The following is a 22,485-nucleotide window of genomic DNA, read 5'->3' on the forward strand; positions in this document are numbered from 1 at the left end:
AAGAACCCTGAAAGATGATCAGGTTGATAGGTCCGAGGTGGAAGTGTGGTGACACATGGAGCTGACGGATACTAATCGTTCGAGGACTTAACCAAATGAATCAAGCATACTTGCCAAACGTACATTATCCAGTTTTGAGAGAACGAAAAAAAGATAAAATTTCTTTAAAATTTCTCTTGAAAAATGTCAGAAATACGATATAATAATAAATGTCGCTGACAAAATCGTCTGGTGACGATGGCGAAGAGGCCACACCCGTTCCCATTCCGAACACGGAAGTTAAGCTCTTCAGCGCCGATGGTAGTTGGGACGCGAGTCCCTGTGAGAGTAGGACGTCGCCAGGCAATAAAATGGAGGATTAGCTCAGCTGGGAGAGCATCTGCCTTACAAGCAGAGGGTCGGCGGTTCGATCCCGTCATCCTCCACCATTATAAAATTAAAAATTACCAAAAAATACTTGGTGAAATTATAAAAAACATAAGTTATAATAATTAAGTGTCTTAGAAAAGCATTTAAATCTATTAAGCCGGTGTAGCTCAATTGGTAGAGCAACTGACTTGTAATCAGTAGGTTGGGGGTTCAAGTCCTCTTGCCGGCACCATCAGTACGAGCCATTAGCTCAGTCGGTAGAGCATCTGACTTTTAATCAGAGGGTCGAAGGTTCGAGTCCTTCATGGCTCACCATTTACAAAATGCGGGTGTGGCGGAATTGGCAGACGCACCAGACTTAGGATCTGGCGCCTTACGGCGTGGGGGTTCAAGTCCCTTCACCCGCACTTATATGCGGAAGTAGTTCAGTGGTAGAACACCACCTTGCCAAGGTGGGGGTCGCGGGTTCGAATCCCGTCTTCCGCTCCAATGCCAAGTTATATGCCGGGGTGGCGGAATTGGCAGACGCACAGGACTTAAAATCCTGCGGTAGGTGACTACCGTGCCGGTTCGAGACCGGCCCTCGGCACTAGTTTTTTGCAAAAAAAATGCGCCCGTAGCTCAATTGGATAGAGCGTTTGACTACGGATCAAAAGGTTAGGGGTTCGACTCCTCTCGGGCGCGCCATCTTTTTGCGGGAAGTAGCTCAGCTTGGTAGAGCACTTGGTTTGGGACCAAGGGGTCGCAGGTTCGAATCCTGTCTTCCCGACCATCTAAAACTTATGGGGCCTTAGCTCAGCTGGGAGAGCGCCTGCTTTGCACGCAGGAGGTCAGCGGTTCGATCCCGCTAGGCTCCACCATTATAAACTTTAATAGGATTCAATATTTGGCGGTGTAGCTCAGCTGGCTAGAGCGTACGGTTCATACCCGTAAGGTCGGGGGTTCGATCCCCTCCGCCGCTACCAAATAGGACCTTTAGCTCAGCTGGTTAGAGCAGACGGCTCATAACCGTCCGGTCGTAGGTTCGAGTCCTACAAGGTCCACCACTATATATGGAGGAATACCCAAGTCTGGCTGAAGGGACCGGTCTTGAAAACCGGGAGGCGGGTTAAACCGCGCGGGGGTTCGAATCCCTCTTCCTCCGCCATATATACCTTAAATACCTTGTAGTATATGGAAACAAATTATTATTGTCGCGGGGTGGAGCAGTCTGGTAGCTCGTCGGGCTCATAACCCGAAGGTCGCAGGTTCAAATCCTGTCCCCGCAATAAATGGTCCGGTAGTTCAGTTGGTTAGAATGCCTGCCTGTCACGCAGGAGGTCGCGGGTTCGAGTCCCGTCCGGACCGCCATTTATAAAATGTTAGCTCATCAGTAAGACATTGAGCAGCATCAGAGAAATACAAAGATACAAAACGGCTCAGTAGCTCAGTCGGTAGAGCAAAGGACTGAAAATCCTTGTGTCGGCGGTTCGATTCCGTCCTGAGCCACCATAACTTTAAAAAGACAATGCACGGCGGTTGTGGCGAAGTGGTTAACGCATCGGATTGTGGTTCCGACATTCGTGGGTTCGATTCCCATCAGCCGCCCCATAGAGTGCGGGTGTAGTTTAGTGGTAAAACCTCAGCCTTCCAAGCTGATGATGAGGGTTCGATTCCCTTCACCCGCTCCAAATTTTACTTCGGGCCTATAGCTCAGCTGGTTAGAGCGCACGCCTGATAAGCGTGAGGTCGATGGTTCGAGTCCATTTAGGCCCATATACCATTATTCCGTAGTAGCTCAGTGGTAGAGCACTCGGCTGTTAACCGAGCGGTCGTAGGTTCGAATCCTACCTGCGGAGCCATATTTGGGGAAGTACTCAAGAGGCTGAAGAGGCGCCCCTGCTAAGGGTGTAGGTCGGGTAACCGGCGCGAGGGTTCAAATCCCTCCTTCTCCGCCATTTGGCCCCTTGGTCAAGCGGTTAAGACACCGCCCTTTCACGGCGGTAACACGGGTTCGAATCCCGTAGGGGTCATAAAAACCATGTACATGATGTACATGGTTTTTTTATATATTATTTTAATAAATGAAATCTTAATAATTAAAACATAACTGCCAAAAGAGCTCAGTCCGTCAATACATTGTCTCCTAAACGCCTTATAAGAAGGCAAAGGTAAAATTCTAATAACGGTTAAAGTCTAAAATAGAACGAGAATAAAGCCGAACTGATCATCAAGTACTTTTAAGAGGAATACCAAGTAAAATTTTATGATTTCTTTAGTAAGGATTATATCAACCAAATTGAAAATCTACTTCTACCTGTAATTTGAATAGATGTGTGAGTCAATTCTTGAATTGTTTCCCCATTTGGGAATTGGGGAAATATTGCTATAAGCCCTTCTCATTTTGCCCTATACTAATTTTACTGTTCGAACCTCCACTCCACCTAAATTAAGTATTAAATTCTGCTATTAAATATGCCTCACGATAAACCTTCATATGATCCATATATCAACATAAATAAGCAATTGAAGCTCGCATAGACATCTTCTTATAGTTTTCTGAGAGGGTATCATTTATTTAAGTCTTGCTTTAATCAGTAGATCCGTGAGACAATGGAAAGTAATTGTAAAGGTTTGTATTTAAAAAATTTCACGGATAATGTTCTCTTATAGAGAATATACTAATTCTTAAATCCTCAATCGATTATAAAGAAGCCCTCAGAAGAATTAACTCAACACAATCATCCTTTCCTCGATTGTATTTCCTAAAGTTCTATGTTGAAAGATATATTATATGCCAAAGTATCTAAGTTCCCTTTTTGGTCTTGAATTATGAGAATATTTTGTTTACTATAGATAAATACTATAATAAACAAATAATTTAATATTTTCTTACACAACTTTATTAAGTAAACATTTTAATTAATTAACTCGTTTTTGAGTGGTAGACCACTTCATTGATATTTTTCTCAATATAATGAAATATTTAACATAAAAATAATAGTATTTAAGTTTCTATATACTATATTTTGGATATATTATACTGATACCTGTTAATTTATCTTACTAATTCCAAAAAGTAGTGAAAAAAAGCTTTTTAGAGCTAAATTAACAATTTTTGCATTTGATTTAGTTACAGAATAAGTAGTTTAATTAGTATATTGAGAAAATTCGAGAAAGGGTGATAATATGCCTAATGCTATCCCAACAGACTATCAGGTCCATTTGTTTCATGAAGGCTCTCTTTATGATGCATATAAACTGTTCGGTTCCCATTTGATAAAGGTAAATGATGATATACATACAAGGTTTACAGTATATGCACCAAACGCCCGTCAGATACGCTTGGTGGGTTCTTTTAATAATTGGAATGGTAACGGTTATGAATTAAAAAGAGTTTCTGAACAGGGTATTTGGACGCTTCTGGTAGATAAAAACCTGGACGGACATATATACAAATATGAAATTGAAGCAGCATCTGGAGCCATAGCTCTAAAGAGTGATCCGTATGCCTTCTATTCAGAAATAAGGCCTCATACGGCATCTGTCGTATATCCTATAGATGATTCATATAAATGGAATGATGCGTCTTGGCTTAAGAAAAAAACAAAGAAACAACAAGATGAGAACCCCATGTTTATTTATGAAATTCATGCAGGAACATGGAGAAAACATATCCAGGAAGGCCAAGTGTCTATACCGAGCGATGAATGCAAGATTGAGGAATTTTATACATACCGTGACCTGGCTGATGAACTCATCCCCTATGTAGTTGAACAGGGCTTTACACATATTGAGCTAATGCCACTAACTGAACATCCGTTCGACGGATCATGGGGCTATCAGAGTACAGGTTATTATTCACCAACAAGCCGATATGGCAGGCCTGAAGACTTGAAATATTTTATCGATCAATGTCATCAGCATAACATAGGTGTATTGCTTGATTGGGTACCTGGTCACTATTGTAAAGATGCTCATGGTTTATTTATGTTTGATGGATCACCTGTTTATGAATACTCTGATCTCAAACACAGAGAGAATCCAGTATGGGGAACAGCAAATTTTGACTTGGGCAAACCAGAAGTTCATAGTTTTTTAATATCCAACGCAAGATATTGGATGAAGTATTTTCACATAGATGGATTTAGAGTGGATGCTGTCGCAAATATCATTTATTGGCCCAATACATATAGTGGTGACGTTAATCCACATGCTATAGATTTTTTACAGAAACTTAACCAAGTTGTAAAAGAATCCGATCCTACAGTTCTTATGATGGCTGAAGACTCAACTGATTGGCCTAACGTAACTAAGCCAGCTAGTGAGGGAGGTTTAGGATTTACATATAAGTGGAATATGGGTTGGATGAACGATATTTTAGAGTACATGGAATCAGATCCGTGTTCTCGAAAGGATCTTCATAATAAAGTAACATTCTCCTTAATGTATGCTTATACGGAACGGTTTATTTTACCTTTGTCACATGATGAAGTGGTCCACGGTAAAAAATCTCTTCTTGATAAAATGCCAGGAAGCTACGAAGAAAAATTTTCTCAGTTGAAATTACTCATGGGATTTATGACAACCCACCCGGGGAAAAAATTATTATTTATGGGTGGAGAGCTGGGGATGTTCTCAGAATGGAAGGATAAAGAACAGGTTGATTGGCATCTACTAAATTATGATTCTCATCAAACATTAAATCATTTCTTTGCAGACTTACTAAAGTTTTACAAACGGTCAAAGCCGTTATATGAGTTAGATGATTATCCTGAAGGATTTGAGTGGATTGATGTTCATAACACCGATCAGTCCATATTCTCATTTATTCGTCGTGATCGAGAAGGAAATCCATTGATAGTACTGTGTAATTTCAAAAATATATCTTATGAAGAATATAAAGTTGGAGTACCTGATAAACAGGAGTACAAAGAGGTCATAAATAGTGATGCTGTCCAATATGGTGGAAGCGATCATGTTAATAAAAAGAAAATCATCGCAGAAGAAGGTTCTTTTCATGGGAGACCATATCACGTAAAGATTAAGGTACCTCCATTTGGAATTACTGTACTGCGTCCCATTAAAAAACGGAAGGAGTTAAATAAAAATGGCAAAGAAAAAAATAGTCGCAATGCTACTGGCAGGAGGACAAGGAACAAGGCTTGAGGCTTTGACAGCTGATGTTGCAAAACCGGCAGTCCCATTTGGCGGTAAATATAGAATTATAGATTTTACATTAAGTAACTGTACGAACTCTGGAATAGATACGGTAGGGGTATTAACGCAATACCAGCCGTTATTGCTTAATTCCTATCTTTCTAACGGAAGTGCCTGGGATCTCGATTTAAAAGATGGCGGAGTAACTGTATTACCTCCCTATTCTGCTTCAAAGGAAATGAGATGGTATACGGGTACAGCAAGTGCGGTTTACCAAAACTTAAACTATATCGATCAATATGATCCGGATTATGTGATTGTTCTCTCAGGAGATCACATTTACAAAATGGATTATGATAAAATGTTGAGCTTCCATGAGGAAAGAGGAGCAGATGCGACTATCTCTGTTATTCCTGTTCCTTGGGATGAAGCAAGCAGATTTGGAATCATGAACACCAGAGAAGATTATTCTGTAATGGAATTTGAAGAGAAACCGAAAAATCCGAAAAATAATTTAGCCTCTATGGGTATCTATATATTTAATCGTAAAGTTCTAAAAGACTATTTGATAAAAGATGCTAAAAATGAAGATTCAACAAGGGATTTTGGTAAGGATATCATACCTTTATTATTAAATGATGATAAAAAGGTATATGCTTATCCATTTGAAGGATATTGGAAAGATGTTGGTACACTGAAAAGTTATTGGGAAGCTAATATGGATTTACTGGATGAAGAGTGTGAATTAAATCTTTATGACTATTCATGGCGCATTTATTCAGTTAATCCGAACAGACCACCACAATATCTATCTAACAAAGCAGAGGTTAAAGAATCACTGATTAACGAAGGATGTATAGTTGAAGGTAAGGTGGAAAAATCAGTCGTTTTCTATGGAGCACAGATTGGCAAAGACGCACATGTTAAAGATTCTGTAATCATGTCAGATGCAGTTATCGGAAAGAATGTCTATATTGAAAAGGCTATTATTCCTCCAGGTGCTGTTATACCGGATAACCAGGTGATCAGACCTATTGATGATGAAGATGTTATATTGGTTAATCCTGAACTGTTAACAGAAGAAAATGTTATAAAATTATCTTGATATAGTGAAAGGCGTTGAAAATATGAGTAAATCACTATTAGGTATTATAGATGCCACGAATAGTTTTGAATCACTGGATATTTTAACAAAAAGTCGGAATGTTGCAGCATTACCAATAGCTGGTCGTTTCCGTTTAATAGATTTTATTCTTTCAAGCATGGTTAATTCGGGAATATCTAATGTAGCTGTTTATCCACAAGCACATTTCAGATCGTTAATGGACCATTTGGGAACAGGTAAGAACTGGGATTTGAATAGAAAAAGAGATGGACTATTCTTCCTCCCGGTGCCTCATACAGAAGATGTATCTGGTGAGGTTCATGCGTTTGATCACTTTGCTTATCATATGACCTATCTTGAAAGAAGTAAACAGGAGTATGTGATTGTTGCTAACAGTCAAACCGTTTGCAATATCGATTTTAATGCTGTTCTTAAATATCATATACAAAACAAATGTGATATTACGGAAATCAAAAAAGATAAAGAATCACTTGAAATGTTCATCCTTAAAAAAGAACTGCTTGTTAAATTAATTGACGAGCGGAAACAAACTGGGTACAAATGTTTAAAGGATGTTGTGGAAGATCATTATTCCGACTTCGCTATCTGTGTTTATCAGTATGAAGGTTATCTGGCGAATATCAATTCTATTAATGCCTATTTTCAATCAAGTATAGATCTTCTTAAAGAAGAAAATTGGAGTCAGTTATTCATGAAGGAATGTCCTATCTATACAAAAGTTAAGGATGAGCCGCCATCCAAGTATAGTGAGAAGTCTCATGTAAGCCAATCAATGGTTGCCAACGGCTCTATCATAAAAGGTGAAGTAGAGCACAGTATCATCTTTAGGGCCGTTAATATTGATGAAGGTACTTCCATTAAAAATTCCATTATCATGCAAAAAACAAAAATCGGTAAGAATTGCAAACTCGATTATGTAATCCTCGATAAGGATGTAGAAATTGCTGATGGAACAGTTCTGATTGGGTCTCCATTCCAACCAATTGTTATTCAAAAAGGTGTAAAACAAGGAGCGTTGATGAACTCGTGAATGTATTATTTGTAGTATCTGAATGTGTACCCTTTGCTAAATCTGGAGGGCTGGCTGACGTAGCCGGCTCTCTTCCTAAAGAATTAAAAAAGTTAGGTCATGAGGTAAGAGTGTTGCTTCCTAAGTATGGGACGATACCTACTCATTTTTTTAATTCAGCGAAAAAAATTGCTGAATTTGAAGTTCAGTTAAGCTGGAGAAGACAGTATTGCGGTATTTTTGAAGCTGAATATGATGGTGTCATTTATTACTTTATGGATAATGAATATTATTTCCATAGACCAAAACTTTATGAGCAATTTGACGATGGTGAACGTTTTGCTTATTTCTGTAAAGCGGCTGTTGAAGCACTTTATCATATTCCATTTTTACCGGATGTTATTCATACACATGATTGGCATACGGGAATGATTCCATTCTTATTGAAAACTCAGCACCAGAATACGAAATTAGCAAACATCAAAAATATATTTACAATTCATAATTTGCAATTCCAAGGCATTTATGGAAAAAGTTTTCTTGATGATGTACTGGGGATTCATGATGACTACTTTAACCAGTTGGAATTTGACGGGAACGTCAACTTTATGAAATCAGCACTGGTTTATGCAGATGCAATAACTACTGTCAGCCCTACTTATAAAGAGGAGATTAAAACTGACTATTACGGTGAGCGTCTGAATGGATTGCTTCAGGCAAGAGACTCAGATTTATATGGGATTTTAAATGGAATTGACAATGACTTATATAATCCAAAAAAAGATGCTGCGATTGCCAGCGAGTTTTCAGTCAATTCTCTGAAAGGCAAAAAAGCGAATAAACGTTATCTCCAGGAGTATTTCAATTTACCGGTAGATGATAGCAAGCCGCTGATTGCCGTTGTATCGCGTTTAACCTCTCAGAAAGGCTTTGATCTGGTTAGAGCTGTATTCCATGAGATTTTGCAGGAAGATATCCAAATGATCATGCTGGGTACAGGCGATCCGCAATTCGAGCATTTCTTTGGTTATACGTCCCAATGGTATCAGGATAAATTAAGGGTTCATATTGGTTTTAATGAAGATTTAGCCCATCAAATATATGCTGGAGCTGATTTGTTCCTTATGCCTTCTAAATTTGAACCTTGCGGATTAAGCCAATTAATAGCAATGAGATATGGTACATTGCCGATTGTTAGGGAAACAGGGGGTCTGCGAGATACTGTACAGCCATATAATGAATTTACTGGCGAGGGCAATGGTTTTTCATTTACTAACTTTAATGCTCATGACATGCTTTATACAATACGTCGGGCATTATCTTTTTATCATAATCCTTCTGAGTGGAAAAAGATTGTTAAGAACTCGATGAAGAAGGACTATAGCTGGGCACGTTCAGCAGCAGAGTATGAGGTTTTGTATAAAGACTTGACTGAGAGGATCTGATTTAGATGTTTGATAATAAAGAACTGTTTAAGGAAGCCTTTATATCTAAGCTTGAAATGTCTTATGGAAAAACATTTTCAGAATCGACTCCGCAGGAGCAATATCATACTTTAGGAATTATGATTCGTGAATATATAAGTAAGAATTGGATTAAAACCAATCAATTATATAGAGAAACGAAGACAAAGCAGGTCTACTATTTATCAATTGAATTTTTACTTGGTAGAATTATGGGGAGTAATGTCTTAAATCTTGGCATACAAAAAGTAGTGGAAGACGGGCTTGAGGATTTAGGGATTAGCTTTTCGGAGCTGGAAACACTTGAGCCGGATTCTGCGCTCGGTAATGGTGGGTTAGGCCGATTAGCTGCTTGTTTCATGGATTCCATTGCTTCTTTGGAATTGCCTGGTCATGGATGTGGTATTCGCTATAAATATGGTTTATTTGAGCAAAAAATCATTGATGGCGTACAAGTTGAATATCCAGAGCAATGGCTTCAAAATGGACATGTATGGGAGGTTCGAAAAGCCGATCAGGCAGTAATGGTACCTTTTTGGGGAGAAGTACAATCCTATACAGATTCTGATGGCCGTTTAGGTTTCCGTCATATTGATACAGAGCCAATAATGGCTGTACCTTATGACATACCGGTTGTTGGCTATCAGAATGAAACGGTGAATACACTCAGATTGTGGAATGCTGAGCCTGCCCCGGCTCCTTATCATCGCGATATTATGCGTTACAAGCGTGATACAGAATTGGTATCAGAATTTCTTTATCCGGATGATACAGAAGACAGCGGGAAAATTCTGCGTTTAAAACAACAGTATTTCCTTGTCTCAGCCAGTTTGCATACCATATTAAAGACATACCGCAAAAAGAATATTCCTATGAGCAAATTGCATGAATACGTATCAATACATATAAATGATACTCACCCTGTTCTGGCCATCCCGGAATTAATGAGGATCTTATTGGATGAAGAAAAAATGTCATGGGAAGAAGCATGGGAAGTAACCACAAAAACGATATCTTATACGAATCATACGACGCTTTCTGAGGCATTGGAAAAATGGTCAATTCGTTTATTCCAACCATTATTGCCAAGGATCTTTATGATTGTGAATGAGATTAACGAGCGGTTCTGTCAGCAATTATGGGAGCTGTATCCGGGTGAGTGGCAAAGAATAGAGGATATGGCTATCATTGCTCATGATCAGGTTAAAATGGCCCATCTGGCTATTGCAGGCAGCCATAGTATAAACGGAGTAGCCCATCTGCATACTGAGATTCTCAAGAAGAGAGAAATGAACAATTTCTATCAGGTTTTTCCTGAAAAGTTTAATAATAAAACCAATGGTATTACTCATCGCAGATGGTTATTGAAATCCAATCCAGGACTTTCCCGTTTAATTTCGCAAGCAATCGGCGATAAATGGCAAATTGATCCGGTATATATGAAGGAATTGGAGCGGTTTAGTACGGATTCTTCCTTTTTAGAAGAGCTAATGAAAGTGAAAGCAGACAATAAGAAAAAGCTGGCTAAGCGGATTAAAGAACAAAATGGTATAACCGTTAATCCAGATAGTATTTTTGATGTCCAGGTCAAACGTTTGCACGCGTATAAACGCCAATTGCTAAATGTTCTTCACATTATGTATTTATACAATCGAATGAAGGAAGAGCCAAATTTCAAGCCATATCCGCGTACCTTTATATTTGGAGCTAAAGCATCCCCAGGATACTACTATGCCAAAAAAATTATTAAATTGATTAACACCGTGGCGGATAAAGTAAATAATGATCCGGACACAAAAGATTATATAAAGGTCGTATTTCTCGAAAATTATCGGGTATCTCTGGCTGAAGAAATATTCCCTGCAGCTGAATTAAGTGAACAAATTTCGACTGCAAGTAAAGAAGCATCAGGAACAGGTAATATGAAATTTATGATGAATGGTGCTTTGACCATCGGTACAATGGATGGGGCTAATGTAGAAATCTTTGAGAGAGTCGGAGAAGAACATATCTTTACATTCGGATTATCGTCAGAGGAAGTTATGAATTACAACGCACATGGAGGTTATCACTCCTCAGAATATTATATGCTTGATCGAAGAATTCATCAGGCTGTAAACCAATTAATTAATGGATTCTTCCCGAATACATCTGGAATGTTTGATATGATATATGATTCTCTGCTATTAGAAAATGATCAATATTTTGTATTAAGGGATTTTGGTTCCTATGCAAGTACACAGGAAAAGGTAGAGGCATCTTATCAAGACAAAAAGAAATGGAACTCATCAAGTGTAATAAATATTGCTAATTCAGGATTTTTCTCAAGTGACCGAACAATTCAGGAATATGCAACAGACATCTGGAACGTAAACCCTATAAATCAAAGAAACAAATAAATTATGTAAAATAGATAAAGGCAATCTATATTCCATTGATTAAATGAATATAGGTTGCCTTTTTACCATGTGTAATGTTTTGAATATGTAGAAGCTACTTTTTGTCATATGTAACTGTTATGAACTATTAATTAGATAATTATCAAATGAAAAACAGCTCACTGGAACTTCTTGAAAGGTTATAGTTATATATAGCAGCAAAGAAAAAAGGACAGCCAATAGGCTGCCTTATTTGTTCTTGTTGTCCACATAACTATCTCTTTTTCGGTAAGGAATATCTCCTAAATTTGACTCTAGGTTTTCATCTTCCAGGCGTTCTTCATAATCGGTTTTTGCATCGCTTTGATATACTTTACGTTCTCCGTCTGGACCATTACCAACGAATGACTCAACTTCATCTGCAAAACCTTCATCCTCTGTTTGATCTGGATAAAGATCTTCATATCCTTTTGCATCTCTAACCATATCGGATGGAGTTTCCGAGGTTCCGTATTGGGCGGCTTCTTGATAACTGTCTGTGTAGTCTTCTATTCGATGATCATATGTTCTTTGAAGGGAATCTGGCTTTGGTGGCTGAATGACATCTTCCTCAATTGGACGGTGATTGCTTAATTCCTGTTTTTTTGAATGCTCGATACAATAGAGAGTGGATGGAATGGCCTCAAGTCTTTCGTATGGAATATCCTTTCCGCACTCTTTACATACACCGTATGTGCCTTCTTCTATTGCAGACAACGCTGTTTCAATTTCATTCAATTGCTCTTCTTCATGTATTTCCAGAGCCACATCTTTTTCACGCTCAAATAATTCTGTACCGAGATCGCCAGGATGATTATCATAGGATGATAGTTCTCCGGATGCTTCACGCTCACTTAGGTCGAGTCGGCTGTTTCTTTTTGTATTTAATTTGCTTTGAAATTCTTCTTTTTGTTCTTTTAATCTATCTGTTATAGCTTGAAGTTGATTTTTACTTAGCATGCTACCACTTCCTTAACTGTAATAAGTAACTTGTATTGTTACATTTACCCCATCACACAGTAGAAAAACATTTAAGAGAAATAGCAAGATTAGAGCAGAAAAAAATAAGCCTCTACTAAGAGGCTTATTAAAAGATTTAGAAGAAGAATCCAATATACATACCAAATGCAAATAAAAGACCATAGAAAGTGTTCGTTTGGCCTGTTGCTTTCATGGCAGGCATCATTTCCGGTGGAGTATCATTGCCAACAAATCCTTTCACGGCTTGTACCGCTTTTGGAATGCTCAATAGCACAAGTAATGTCCAAGGAGAAGTAATACCTGAGAACACTAGTACGAATGCCCATACATAGGAGAGAGCAAACATGGCTGCCAGTACGATAATGGCATTTTTCTTGCCAATGAGGATTGCCAATGTTTTTCGGCCGCCCTTTTTATCCCCGACTCTGTCGCGAATATTATTTGATAACAAAATAGCACCCACAGTCAAAAAGAATGGGACAGTTACGAGCCATGCATCTAATGTCACATTTCCAGTTTGAATAAAATAAGAAATCAAGATAATTAGGCAGCCCATAAAGAAACCGGATGTAATCTCGCCAAATGGGGTATAGGCTATTGGGAGCGGTCCACCAGTATATAAGTATCCCATTGACATTGATAATAATCCGATGAGTACCAACCACCAGCTGCTATTTGCGCATATATAAACACCTATCAGTGCTGATATACCATACAGAACGAGTGCTAATGTAAGAATCGACTTTGGTGATAAACCCTCATGTACGATTCCGCCACCAATCCCAATGGATTCCTCATTATCGAGTCCCTTTTTGAAATCATAATATTCATTAAATAGGTTCGTGGCAATTTGGATAAGCAGTGCGGCAGCCATCATAGCCACAAATAACCCGATATTCAGCGAAGGTATATGTTCATGAGCCAGCGCTGTTCCAACCAACACAGGTGTAAAACCAGCTGTTAATGTGTGTGGCCTGGTTAATTTCCACCAAACCCGCCAACTTTTTCTGGGTAATCCTGTCTTCGCAGGAGTATGCGAGTGATCTTGCATTTTGTTAATCCCCTTTACGTTATAAGTTACTAGCGAATAGTGGTAAATCAATATGTTAAACTATTAGTATAAAATATAATATTTTAAGAGTTCTACAACTCATATCATTCCCACTATTATTACTATACTAAATCAGTGTAGGTAAATGTTATAGTAAGTGTCAATACATTTATCCTCTATAGTAGACCTGTTAGAAAGTCATAATGGTTCAGGCTTTAAGAAAAAGATATTATAATAGTAAGGATCCGTATTAATAGGGAAAATAAGTATGATGGTTTGTTTATTGGAATAAACTGCATTCTTGTGGATAGAAGATACCATACAGGGAGCAAGCGGAATGGAATCGCTATCAAATGATGATGAGAATATAAGCTTTAAAATGAAAATTAAGAAACTACAAAAATTGACAGCTTAATTTCTACAGGTGTATCTTTAAATAGGTTTATTGGAAATAGGAGCAACGGAGGGATTTGAATGGCAATAAAGCAAATGACAGATATTCAACAGGAATTGACTGAAGCCTTACATACAGTAAAAAGGATTGCTATGCCAATCTTATTCAGTCATGTTGAGGCCGTTACCAATAAGAAACCGATCGATATCTATCAATCAAGTGAGTGTTTATATAAAGGTGAGCGATTTTACTGGAAAGATCCGGATAATGAATTGTATTTAGCCGGGATTGGAACAGCACGTAAGCTACAATCTCTTACTAATGGAGAAAAACGTTTTAAAGATATTAAGGATAAATGGACTGCCCTAATGGAGTCAGCCATTGTGAATGGGGTTAACTCTGGAAAAGGCACAGGACCTTTATGCTTTGGCGGTTTTTCCTTTAACTCTAAAAATACAGAGCCGGGTTCCAATTGGAGCCAATTTGGCAGTTATTTATTTTATATACCTAAGTTTTTAATTACAGAAACAAATCATGGTTCATACTTAACTTCCTCTATATATTTGACTCCTCATATGTCAGATAAAGAGGTACGCCAATTTATCGAAGATAGAGATGCTTTTTTGTCTATGTCTGATTCTGGCCAAAAAGAAATGCCAGCTATCATAGAACGGCAAGAACATATTGTGGAAGAGTGGAAACAGGCTATACTAAAATCTGTCGAGGATATCCGAAACGGACAGATGGAGAAAATCGTCCTGGCCCGTGAATTAAGTTTGCAATTTGAAGATGAAGTTCCATCTTATAAAGTACTTGAGAATTTAATGATTCAGCAAAACGGAAGCTTTATTTTTGGGCTTGAATCAGGGGATGATTGTTTTATAGGTGCTTCTCCGGAAAGGCTGATTAAAAAAGAGGGGCCGGCTGTATTTTCTGCATGTTTGGCAGGGTCAACGCCAAGAAATGAAGATGAAGAAATTGATTCAGCCCTAGGAAATGAATTATTAAATGATGATAAAAATCGATCCGAGCATCAGTTTGTGGTCAATATGATTAAAGAGGCGATGGAAGAGCATTGCATCGAGATTAATATTCCTGATGCTCCCGTATTAATGAAGCTAAAAAATATACAGCATCTTTATACACCGGTAAATTGTGTGAGTCTGCCCGGCACTTCTGTTTTGGACTTTGTGGAATTGCTTCATCCAACACCTGCTTTGGGAGGTTCGCCAAGAAATATTGCTATGGAGAAAATAGAAAAATATGAAGGTATGGATAGAGGATTTTATGCTGCTCCAATAGGGTGGATGGATATATACGGAAATGGTGACTTTTCTGTAGGAATCCGCTCAGGTTTATTAAAGAAGGATAAAGCATCTCTATATGCGGGCTGTGGGATTGTAGAAAAATCAAATCCCGAAAGTGAATATATGGAGACAAAAGTGAAATTTAAACCCATGCTTTCTGCTTTGGAGGGAAGGAATATATGAATCACCAAGAAGAGCTAACTGCTTTTATAGCATCCTTTGTAGATGAACTAGCCCGAGCGGAAGTGAATGATGTTGTCATTAGTCCGGGATCCAGATCTACACCAATCGCCTATTGTATGGCTGAACATCCGGATATGAATGTTCATATTAATATCGATGAAAGATCGGCCGCCTTTTTTGCGCTTGGGATGGCTAAGGAAAAGAGAAAGCCTGTCGCTTTGTTATGTACATCAGGTACAGCGGCTGCAAACTACTTTCCTGCTATCGTAGAGGCCTATTATTCAAGAGTGCCATTAATTGTTCTTACTGCTGACCGTCCGCATGAATTACGAGATGTTGGAGCACCACAGGCCATCGACCAAATAAACCTTTATGGGAAGCATGTGAAATGGTTTGTAGAAATGTCTCTGCCTGATTCCGGAGAAATGATGCTCCAGTATGCACGCACTGTAGCAAGCAGAGCCATCAGTAATACAATTCTGGAGCCTGCCGGACCTGTTCATGTTAATTTCCCTTTACGAGAGCCACTCATTCCAATCTTAAGCGAAATGGAAAAGTGGATTCGTAGAACGGACCATTCAAATGCGTGTATCGATATTGCACATGGACACCGTAAGCTGGCTGATTCTCAGTTGAATACATATCTTCGTTTAATTAAGGAAAGCGAAAAAGGGATTATTATTTGCGGTCCTATTGACCAACCTGATTTTAAGGAAGCTGTTTTGAATTTCGCTGAAGCAACGGGATATCCGATTCTTGCTGATCCTTTATCGCAATTAAGGGCAGGTGGAAATCAGCACGTAATTGAAACCTATGATACTTTTCTGAAGGAAGAAGCAATACACGGGAAAATTACACCAGATTTAATTATTCGGTTTGGTGCAATGCCAGTTTCTAAACCAGTATTGCAATTTGTGAAAAAGTGTAAACAGACAAATCATATTGTAGTAGATGGGGGCAGCGGCTGGAGAGAGCCAGCGGGAGTAAGTACCCATATGGTTTATTGTGATGAGGCCGCTTTCTGTCACTCGGTTAGAGAAAATCTTACTGTACATGCAAATACAGAAAGAAGAGATTGGCTTTCTCTTTGGCAAGGAATGAATGAAGTGGCGAAAGAAGGGCTGCTGACTATACAGGATGAAACAGGGATGCAGGAAGGTAAATTATTTTCTCTATTGGAAAGTTTACTTCCGGAAAAAGCTAACTTAGTAGTTGGCAATAGCATGCCTATTCGAAACGTAGATTCATTTTTCTTTCAAACAACTAAGCAGATTAGGATATTGGCAAACAGGGGAGCTAACGGGATAGATGGCCTTATCTCAACTGCTGCAGGAATCAGCGCTTCCTCTGAAATACCAACTGTACTGGCACTTGGAGACCTCAGCTTATTTCATGATATGAATGGTTTCCTGGCAGCTAAAATGTATCAATTAAAGCTTCTGGTTTTGGTTGTGAATAATGATGGCGGTGGAATCTTTTCTTACCTGCCTCAGTCTGCTGAAGAAAAACATTTTGAAGAGCTTTTTGGTACGCCTCATGGCTTACACTTTAATCATACAGCTGCTTTGTATGGAGCAAACTATAAAAATCCGGAAACTTGGGAAGAAGTGACTGATTCCATTCAGGACTGGGTAGCCAATCCGGATTTCTGTATTGTTGAAGTTTGTACAAGTCGTTCCTATGATGTGAAAAGATACAGGGAAGTCGTTCAGCATGTTTCCCGGGAAATAAGAATGATGAATGATGGCGAATAAACTCATGTTATCCATTAATGGAGTAAAGTATCACGTGCAATTGCAAGGAGTAGGACAGCCTGTACTTCTTTTGCATGGATTTACGGGTTCCATGAATACGTGGAATACATTTATTCAGGATTACAAACATTGTTTTCAGTTTATCAGTCTGGATCTATTAGGGCATGGTCTGACAGAAGCGCCTATTGATCCTGATAGATATGAAATGCAAAAGGCTGCTAAAGATATTAAGGACATTTTAATCGCTTTAAATATCCAAAGTGCACATATTCTTGGTTATTCGATGGGAGGGAGACTGGCATTGGGGTTTGCTGTTTTATATCCTGAATTTGTTCGGACTCTCATTTTAGAAAGCTCATCACCAGGCCTGGAACATGAAGGCGAACGACTGTCGAGGGCACATAGTGATGCACAATTGGCAGAACGTATCAGAGAATATGGGATAGATAGTTTTGTAGATGATTGGGAGAAGATTCCGTTATTTGCTTCACAAGAAAGACTGTCGAATGGCAAGAAAGCAGAAATTAGGCAGGAGAGAGTATCCCATACCAGTATTGGCTTGCAAAATAGTTTAATGGGAATGGGTACAGGCTCACAGCCCTCATTTTGGAGTGAATTAAAGGAGTTGGATTTTCCCGTTTTATTGCTCGCGGGAGCATTGGATAAAAAGTTCGTTCAATTGGCCCTAAAAATGCAGAATTGCCTTAATAGATGCCAATTTGAAACAATAAATGACACTGGCCATGCAATACACGTGGAAGAACCCAAAATATTTGGTAGAATAGTAAGTGAGTTTATTAGAGGGAGGAATTAGAAATGGCTTTTGATTGGGTAACCATTCGTACATATGAAGATATTTTATATGAAAGATATAACGGTATTGCTAAAATTACCATCAACCGTCCAGAGGTACGCAATGCATTTCGTCCAAAAACAGTAATGGAATTGATTGATGCTTTTTCCCGTGCCAGGGATGATAAAGAAATAGGTGCTATTATTTTAACAGGCGCAGGTGACATGGCATTCTGTTCTGGCGGTGACCAAAAGGTTCGCGGTCATGGCGGATATGTGGGTGAAGACGAAATTCCTCGTCTGAATGTTCTTGATCTTCAACGCTTGATCCGTGTTATTCCAAAACCTGTTGTGGCAATGGTAGCAGGCTATGCTATTGGCGGAGGTCACGTACTGCATGTTGTATGTGATTTAACAATTGCTGCTGAAAATGCACGTTTTGGCCAAACCGGTCCTAAGGTTGGAAGCTTTGATGCAGGTTATGGTGCAGGATATTTAGCTCGAATCGTAGGCCATAAGAAAGCAAAAGAAATTTGGTTCTTGTGCCGTCAATATGATGCGCAGGAAGCACTTGATATGGGCTTGGTAAACAAAGTAGTTCCATTGGAGCAACTTGAAAAAGAAACGGTGCAATGGTGCGAGGAAATGCTTGAAAAGAGCCCAACTGCCCTTCGTTTCCTAAAAGCAGCTTTCAATGCGGATACCGATGGACTGGCTGGACTTCAGCAGTTGGCAGGCGATGCAACATTGCTTTATTATACAACAGATGAAGCCAAAGAAGGCCGCGATGCTTTTAAAGAAAAGCGCAATCCAGACTTTGACCAATTCCCACGATTCCCTTAATGGAGAACGAAAAACAGCTTGACGCCTACCGTCAGGCTGTTTTTATGTACATGTAAGTATCAGTTAGAGTGATAGAGGTTAATTTGTATTTGTACTTAAAAACGCTTTGATGGTCAGAGAGATCATGAAGGAGTTCAGAGGGAAGGTTGAAAAGATGTTGATGCATGATACGGTTGTTCCGCAGTTTTTGATTCAACGGGCGTATGTGACTCCGGAGCGTACGGCTCTTTCATTTGAGGGAGAGAAGTGGACGTTTAGAGAGTTATATGAAATGGCCCATTTATACGCTCAAAAATTGACGGAGTTGGGTGTTGCGGAAGGTCATGTAATTGGAATTAACATGAAGAATCGGCCGGAGATGGTCTTTACGATACATGCTCTTCTCCTGATTGGCGCCAAAATTGTCCTATTGAATACTCGTTTAACAGATCGGGAAAAAGAGTGGCAATTAGAAGATGCTCAGGCTGATTTTCTCATATCAGAAAACGAAATGTTACTGGATATTTCCGTGCTAAGGCTGGAACAATTAGAGAAGGCTAAGGCAAAGTCATTTGAAGAAAAGAAGAACTTATCGTTTAATCAAACGGCAACTATTATGTACACATCAGGTACGACTGGTAAGCCTAAGGCCGTTCAGCAAACGATGGGAAACCATTATTGGAGTGCGATTGGGTCTGCTCTAAATTTAGGGTTGCGCGATGATGATAAATGGCTTTGCTTTATGCCGCTATTCCATATAAGTGGTTTATCTATCCTTTTAAGATCAGTCATTTATGGGATAGAGACTGTTTTGCAAAGAGGATTCGACCCTGTACAAGCAAATGAAGCTATTTGGAAAGAGAAGATTACGATTTGCTCGGTTGTGACGAATACTTTGACAAGAATGCTTGAAGATTTAGGAGAAAGGACATACCCTGAGGAATTTCGCTGTATGCTGTTAGGGGGCGGCTCAGCACCTATGGCGTTGTTGAAAAAGGCTACGGATAAAAACACACCTGTCTTTCAAACATATGGTATGACAGAAACATGCTCTCAAATCGTCACGCTGGCTCCTGAAGATGCAACGCGAAAACTGGGCTCTGCCGGTAAGCCATTATTGCCATGTGAGATAAAAATTATTGTGGATGGAAGGATTGCTGCAGTTGGTGTACCGGGAGAGATTGCAGTAAAAGGCCCAAATGTAACTCCGGGGTATCTTCATGGAAGGGCACCGGAATCTTTCCAGGATGGCTGGTTTTATACAGGTGATATCGGTTATATCGACGAGGAAGGGTATTTGTTTGTCATTGATAGACGCTCTGATTTAATTATTTCTGGTGGAGAAAACATTTATCCGGCTGAAATAGAATCCGTTTTGATGGAGCATCCTTTCGTAAAAGAAGCGGGAGTCATTGGTCTTAGCGATGATGAATGGGGAGCCGTTCCAGCAGCCGTAATAGTCCCCCATCCAGCGAGCCATTTACAACAGACAGAGATCATCGAATTTTGTGAATCCAGGCTGGCGCGATATAAAATTCCTAAAAAAGTAGTGATGGGTAAGGAGTTACCCCGTAATGCTTCAAACAAAATAGTGAGAAGAGAGTTAATTAATTTTTTTAGTTAATTCTGAATATTGGGTGTTGGACTTATTCAATTCGGCTATCAAATCCTGTATAATGGAAAAAAAGACATAAGAAGGCGGGGAAGAAATGGCTCGTTCGAAAAAACAATACTTGATTGCTGAGATCTTGTTGCGTCGCGGACTCCCATTATCAGTTATAACCGCAATAACAAATGTGGCAGAAAAAGAAGTTGTCGAATTAGTAAAGAAAAGTTACTAAGGGAAAAGCGCCTGGGTCACAGGGCGCTTTTCTTTATTGATTTATTTCTTCTTCCAGTAAACCTAATTCCAATCCCCGTTTAGCTATAAGCTGGTCTACTTCCTTCGGTAATTCATCAAGGGATCCGAATTCGGTACTCCAATAATTCGTAAAAGAGTCCACGCATATAGGAAATGTTAAGGAATTGGAATTTTGTAAATCCTCGTTAAAATTTCGGAGTATGTGATTGATATCCATTTATGACAGCCTTTCGTTTATAAAAAGTCAGCTGGGCGAAAGGTTTTGCATCCAGTATCGCCACTTTTATAAGCACGTTCCTCTGAATACATATTTACTTGAATTTTTTCTGCTGCACATTTATTCCCTTGTTTCCAAAAGTGGCAGGAATTCACAGAGCATTTAACACCATTTGGCATAAAAATCTCTCCTTTCTTTTGTTAGAATGCTTCTTTTCACCTCTTATATGTAAAGTAAATACAGGAAGAAAAAAGCCCGAATCCAAAAGAATTCGGGCTTTTACGTGATTAATCATTTAAAGCTTTTTGCAGTGAGTCTAAATTATCCTTCGCGATTGAAAAATAATCGCGTTCTGAATCAATATCATCCTGAGTCAGGATAGATAGATTATGAATAGGCAATGCAGTCAAATTAGCCTCTTTTTTAATAATATCCGTTAATTTACTATTTATATTCTGTTCAACTAAAATATATTTAAGTTGATGTTCCTTGGCAGTATCCACTAACTTCTCAAGTGATTTTTGAGTAGGCTCTTCGGATGTAGATATACCGGAGACGCTTATTTGATCTACATCATAACGTTCTTCCCAGTATCCAAACGCAGCATGAGAAACAAGGAATTCATCATGAGGTGCTTCGCTGAATACCTTTGTATATTCTGTATTTAACTCATCGAACTTTTTAGCCAGTGTTTCGTAATTTTCCTCGAAGGCACTTTTTTGTTCAGGCATTTTCTCAATCAGTGTGTCTTTAATATGTTCAGCCATTTCTTTTGCATATAGTGGATCTATCCATAAGTGCGGATCGACTGTACCATGATTATGGCCGTCGTCTTCGTGCTCATGATCTTCATGTTCGTGCTCTTCATGTCCATGAGTATCAAGATTTACTTTTTCACCAATAGCTATCATTTCCACATTTTCGTTTCCCAATGTTTTGGTCACGTTATTTACAAAGCCTTCTAAATTGTATCCAACGTAATAAAATAAATCAGACTCTGCGATATTGATAATATCCTTTTGTGTTGGTTCAAATGTATGTTCATCTACACCTGCCGGATAGATAGAAGATACATTTACATGTTCACCACCTATTTGCTCAGCCATATACTGTAATGGATAAACAGTTGTATAAATAGAAAGCTGGTTTTCATTTTTAGTATCAGTCGTGCTATTATCGCTGTTGCATCCGGAAAGAAAAATAGATGCACCAAGTATGAGTGCGAATATAAATGATATTTTTTTCAATGTAGTATCCTCCTGTTAATCGTATTCATTACGATTTGTTAAGCAAAAATATAAATCGAAAAGATTACGATTTGCATATCTAGTATGATACACGGCTTTTTCTTGTAAATCAAGAGTCTTTTTTTTCTTGTTTTTCAGGTACAGGATCAAACCCGCCGGCATGCAGTGGATGGCATTTAGAGATTCGTTTTATGGTTAGCCAGGTCCCCTTTACTGGTCCGAAACGCTCAATTGCTTCAAGGCCATATTGAGAACATGTTGGATAAAATCTACAACTTGGCGGCTTCATAGGTGAAATGGCCACTTGATAAAAACGGACTAGTTTTAGTAATATTTTTTTCATAATATGAACT

Annotated in this window: 17 protein-coding genes, 21 tRNA genes and 2 rRNA genes; 34 read left to right on the forward strand and 6 right to left on the reverse strand. The window is 38.8% G+C overall.

Annotation, left to right across the window (positions count from 1 at the left end; all coding sequences use genetic code 11):
• The 28 genes from FHY45_RS18665 to FHY45_RS18800 form a co-directional block, all read left to right on the forward strand.
• Positions 1–95, forward strand: a 23S ribosomal RNA gene (locus tag FHY45_RS18665); the annotation flags it as partial.
• Between the two features lie 132 nt (positions 96–227).
• A 5S ribosomal RNA gene (rrf, locus tag FHY45_RS18670) occupies positions 228–344 on the forward strand.
• A gap of 8 nt (positions 345–352) precedes the next feature.
• Positions 353–428: transfer RNA gene (locus FHY45_RS18675), tRNA-Val, on the forward strand.
• 97 nt (positions 429–525) lie between these two features.
• Positions 526–601 (forward strand) — tRNA-Thr (locus FHY45_RS18680).
• Positions 602–608: 7 nt separating this feature from the next.
• Positions 609–684 (forward strand) — tRNA-Lys (locus tag FHY45_RS18685).
• Positions 685–694: 10 nt separating this feature from the next.
• Positions 695–776: transfer RNA gene (locus FHY45_RS18690), tRNA-Leu, on the forward strand.
• A gap of 7 nt (positions 777–783) precedes the next feature.
• Positions 784–858, forward strand: a tRNA-Gly gene (locus FHY45_RS18695).
• 14 nt (positions 859–872) lie between these two features.
• A tRNA-Leu gene (locus FHY45_RS18700) sits at positions 873–958 on the forward strand.
• Positions 959–979: 21 nt separating this feature from the next.
• Positions 980–1,056, forward strand: a tRNA-Arg gene (locus FHY45_RS18705).
• 8 nt (positions 1,057–1,064) lie between these two features.
• Positions 1,065–1,141, forward strand: a tRNA-Pro gene (locus FHY45_RS18710).
• A gap of 12 nt (positions 1,142–1,153) precedes the next feature.
• A tRNA-Ala gene (locus FHY45_RS18715) sits at positions 1,154–1,229 on the forward strand.
• A gap of 28 nt (positions 1,230–1,257) precedes the next feature.
• Positions 1,258–1,334: transfer RNA gene (locus FHY45_RS18720), tRNA-Met, on the forward strand.
• Positions 1,335–1,338: 4 nt separating this feature from the next.
• Positions 1,339–1,415: transfer RNA gene (locus tag FHY45_RS18725), tRNA-Ile, on the forward strand.
• An 8-nt stretch (positions 1,416–1,423) separates the two neighbouring features.
• Positions 1,424–1,516 (forward strand) — tRNA-Ser (locus tag FHY45_RS18730).
• 47 nt (positions 1,517–1,563) lie between these two features.
• Positions 1,564–1,637, forward strand: a tRNA-Met gene (locus tag FHY45_RS18735).
• Between the two features lie 5 nt (positions 1,638–1,642).
• Positions 1,643–1,719 (forward strand) — tRNA-Asp (locus tag FHY45_RS18740).
• Positions 1,720–1,784: 65 nt separating this feature from the next.
• Positions 1,785–1,860, forward strand: a tRNA-Phe gene (locus FHY45_RS18745).
• A gap of 23 nt (positions 1,861–1,883) precedes the next feature.
• A tRNA-His gene (locus tag FHY45_RS18750) sits at positions 1,884–1,959 on the forward strand.
• Positions 1,960–1,965: 6 nt separating this feature from the next.
• Positions 1,966–2,039, forward strand: a tRNA-Gly gene (locus FHY45_RS18755).
• Positions 2,040–2,050: 11 nt separating this feature from the next.
• A tRNA-Ile gene (locus FHY45_RS18760) sits at positions 2,051–2,124 on the forward strand.
• Positions 2,125–2,135: 11 nt separating this feature from the next.
• Positions 2,136–2,210 (forward strand) — tRNA-Asn (locus FHY45_RS18765).
• A 5-nt stretch (positions 2,211–2,215) separates the two neighbouring features.
• Positions 2,216–2,306 (forward strand) — tRNA-Ser (locus tag FHY45_RS18770).
• A gap of 3 nt (positions 2,307–2,309) precedes the next feature.
• A tRNA-Glu gene (locus FHY45_RS18775) sits at positions 2,310–2,381 on the forward strand.
• 1,156 nt (positions 2,382–3,537) lie between these two features.
• Positions 3,538–5,517, forward strand: coding sequence for a 1,4-alpha-glucan branching protein GlgB (gene glgB / locus FHY45_RS18780; protein ID WP_066109235.1), 1,980 nt, complete (start codon positions 3,538–3,540; stop codon positions 5,515–5,517).
• Positions 5,459–6,613 carry a glucose-1-phosphate adenylyltransferase gene (locus tag FHY45_RS18785; protein WP_066109232.1) on the forward strand — a complete coding sequence of 385 codons (1,155 nt, stop codon included), beginning with the start codon at positions 5,459–5,461 and terminating at the stop codon, positions 6,611–6,613. Before glgB ends, FHY45_RS18785 begins: the two co-directional genes overlap by 59 nt.
• A gap of 22 nt (positions 6,614–6,635) precedes the next feature.
• On the forward strand, positions 6,636–7,664 hold the full coding sequence (locus FHY45_RS18790; RefSeq protein ID WP_066109229.1) for a GlgC family sugar phosphate nucleotidyltransferase: 1,029 nt from the start codon (positions 6,636–6,638) through the stop codon (positions 7,662–7,664).
• Positions 7,661–9,088: a glycogen synthase GlgA gene (glgA, locus tag FHY45_RS18795; protein WP_066109225.1), complete on the forward strand. Its 1,428-nt coding sequence runs from the start codon at positions 7,661–7,663 to the stop codon at positions 9,086–9,088. The genes FHY45_RS18790 and glgA overlap by 4 nt, the downstream gene beginning before the upstream one ends.
• A 5-nt stretch (positions 9,089–9,093) precedes the next feature.
• On the forward strand, positions 9,094–11,505 hold the full coding sequence (locus FHY45_RS18800) for a glycogen/starch/alpha-glucan phosphorylase (protein ID WP_066109224.1): 2,412 nt from the start codon (positions 9,094–9,096) through the stop codon (positions 11,503–11,505).
• 228 nt (positions 11,506–11,733) lie between these two features.
• Here the strand turns inward: FHY45_RS18800 and FHY45_RS18805 are convergent, their stop codons facing one another.
• Entirely contained in the window at positions 11,734–12,483 is a 750-nt protein-coding gene (locus FHY45_RS18805; RefSeq protein ID WP_066109223.1) for a TraR/DksA C4-type zinc finger protein, read from the reverse strand.
• A gap of 136 nt (positions 12,484–12,619) precedes the next feature.
• The gene (locus FHY45_RS18810) at positions 12,620–13,555 is read right to left on the reverse strand and encodes a 1,4-dihydroxy-2-naphthoate polyprenyltransferase (protein WP_066109220.1); all 936 of its coding nucleotides are present in this window, start codon (positions 13,553–13,555) and stop codon (positions 12,620–12,622) included.
• A 474-nt stretch (positions 13,556–14,029) separates the two neighbouring features.
• Here FHY45_RS18810 and FHY45_RS18815 point away from each other — a divergent pair, with 474 nt between their 5' ends.
• The 6 genes from FHY45_RS18815 (at position 14,030) to FHY45_RS21040 (ending at position 20,648) form a co-directional block, all read left to right on the forward strand.
• Complete coding sequence (locus FHY45_RS18815; RefSeq protein WP_066109218.1) at positions 14,030–15,439, forward strand: isochorismate synthase; 1,410 nt, start codon at positions 14,030–14,032, stop codon at positions 15,437–15,439.
• Positions 15,436–17,193 (forward strand): 2-succinyl-5-enolpyruvyl-6-hydroxy-3-cyclohexene-1-carboxylic-acid synthase, encoded by a 1,758-nt coding sequence (gene menD / locus FHY45_RS18820; protein ID WP_066109215.1) that lies wholly within the window; start codon positions 15,436–15,438, stop codon positions 17,191–17,193. Before FHY45_RS18815 ends, menD begins: the two co-directional genes overlap by 4 nt.
• Positions 17,183–18,007, forward strand: a complete 825-nt coding sequence (menH, locus tag FHY45_RS18825) for a 2-succinyl-6-hydroxy-2,4-cyclohexadiene-1-carboxylate synthase (protein ID WP_257469185.1) — start codon at positions 17,183–17,185, stop codon at positions 18,005–18,007. The genes menD and menH overlap by 11 nt, the downstream gene beginning before the upstream one ends.
• Before the next feature lie 2 nt (positions 18,008–18,009).
• Positions 18,010–18,828, forward strand: coding sequence for a 1,4-dihydroxy-2-naphthoyl-CoA synthase (gene menB, locus FHY45_RS18830; protein WP_066109208.1), 819 nt, complete (start codon positions 18,010–18,012; stop codon positions 18,826–18,828).
• A 160-nt stretch (positions 18,829–18,988) separates the two neighbouring features.
• Positions 18,989–20,431 carry an o-succinylbenzoate--CoA ligase gene (locus tag FHY45_RS18835; RefSeq protein WP_066109274.1) on the forward strand — a complete coding sequence of 481 codons (1,443 nt, stop codon included), beginning with the start codon at positions 18,989–18,991 and terminating at the stop codon, positions 20,429–20,431.
• Positions 20,432–20,516: 85 nt separating this feature from the next.
• The gene (locus FHY45_RS21040) at positions 20,517–20,648 is read left to right on the forward strand and encodes a hypothetical protein (protein WP_257469186.1); all 132 of its coding nucleotides are present in this window, start codon (positions 20,517–20,519) and stop codon (positions 20,646–20,648) included.
• Between the two features lie 33 nt (positions 20,649–20,681).
• Here FHY45_RS21040 and FHY45_RS18840 read toward each other — a convergent pair whose 3' ends face one another.
• The 4 genes from FHY45_RS18840 to yidD all read right to left on the reverse strand — a co-directional run bounded on the left by FHY45_RS18840 (position 20,682) and on the right by yidD (position 22,475).
• Positions 20,682–20,885 carry a hypothetical protein gene (locus tag FHY45_RS18840; RefSeq protein WP_066109205.1) on the reverse strand — a complete coding sequence of 68 codons (204 nt, stop codon included), beginning with the start codon at positions 20,883–20,885 and terminating at the stop codon, positions 20,682–20,684.
• Positions 20,886–20,902: 17 nt separating this feature from the next.
• Positions 20,903–21,064, reverse strand: coding sequence for a DUF1540 domain-containing protein (locus FHY45_RS18845; protein ID WP_077248189.1), 162 nt, complete (start codon positions 21,062–21,064; stop codon positions 20,903–20,905).
• A gap of 108 nt (positions 21,065–21,172) precedes the next feature.
• The gene (locus FHY45_RS18850; protein ID WP_139892773.1) at positions 21,173–22,132 is read right to left on the reverse strand and encodes a metal ABC transporter solute-binding protein, Zn/Mn family; all 960 of its coding nucleotides are present in this window, start codon (positions 22,130–22,132) and stop codon (positions 21,173–21,175) included.
• A 109-nt stretch (positions 22,133–22,241) separates the two neighbouring features.
• On the reverse strand, positions 22,242–22,475 hold the full coding sequence (gene yidD / locus FHY45_RS18855; RefSeq protein WP_066109201.1) for a membrane protein insertion efficiency factor YidD: 234 nt from the start codon (positions 22,473–22,475) through the stop codon (positions 22,242–22,244).
• Positions 22,476–22,485 lie beyond the last annotated feature (10 nt).

Source organism: Bacillus sp. D386, assembly GCF_006346415.1.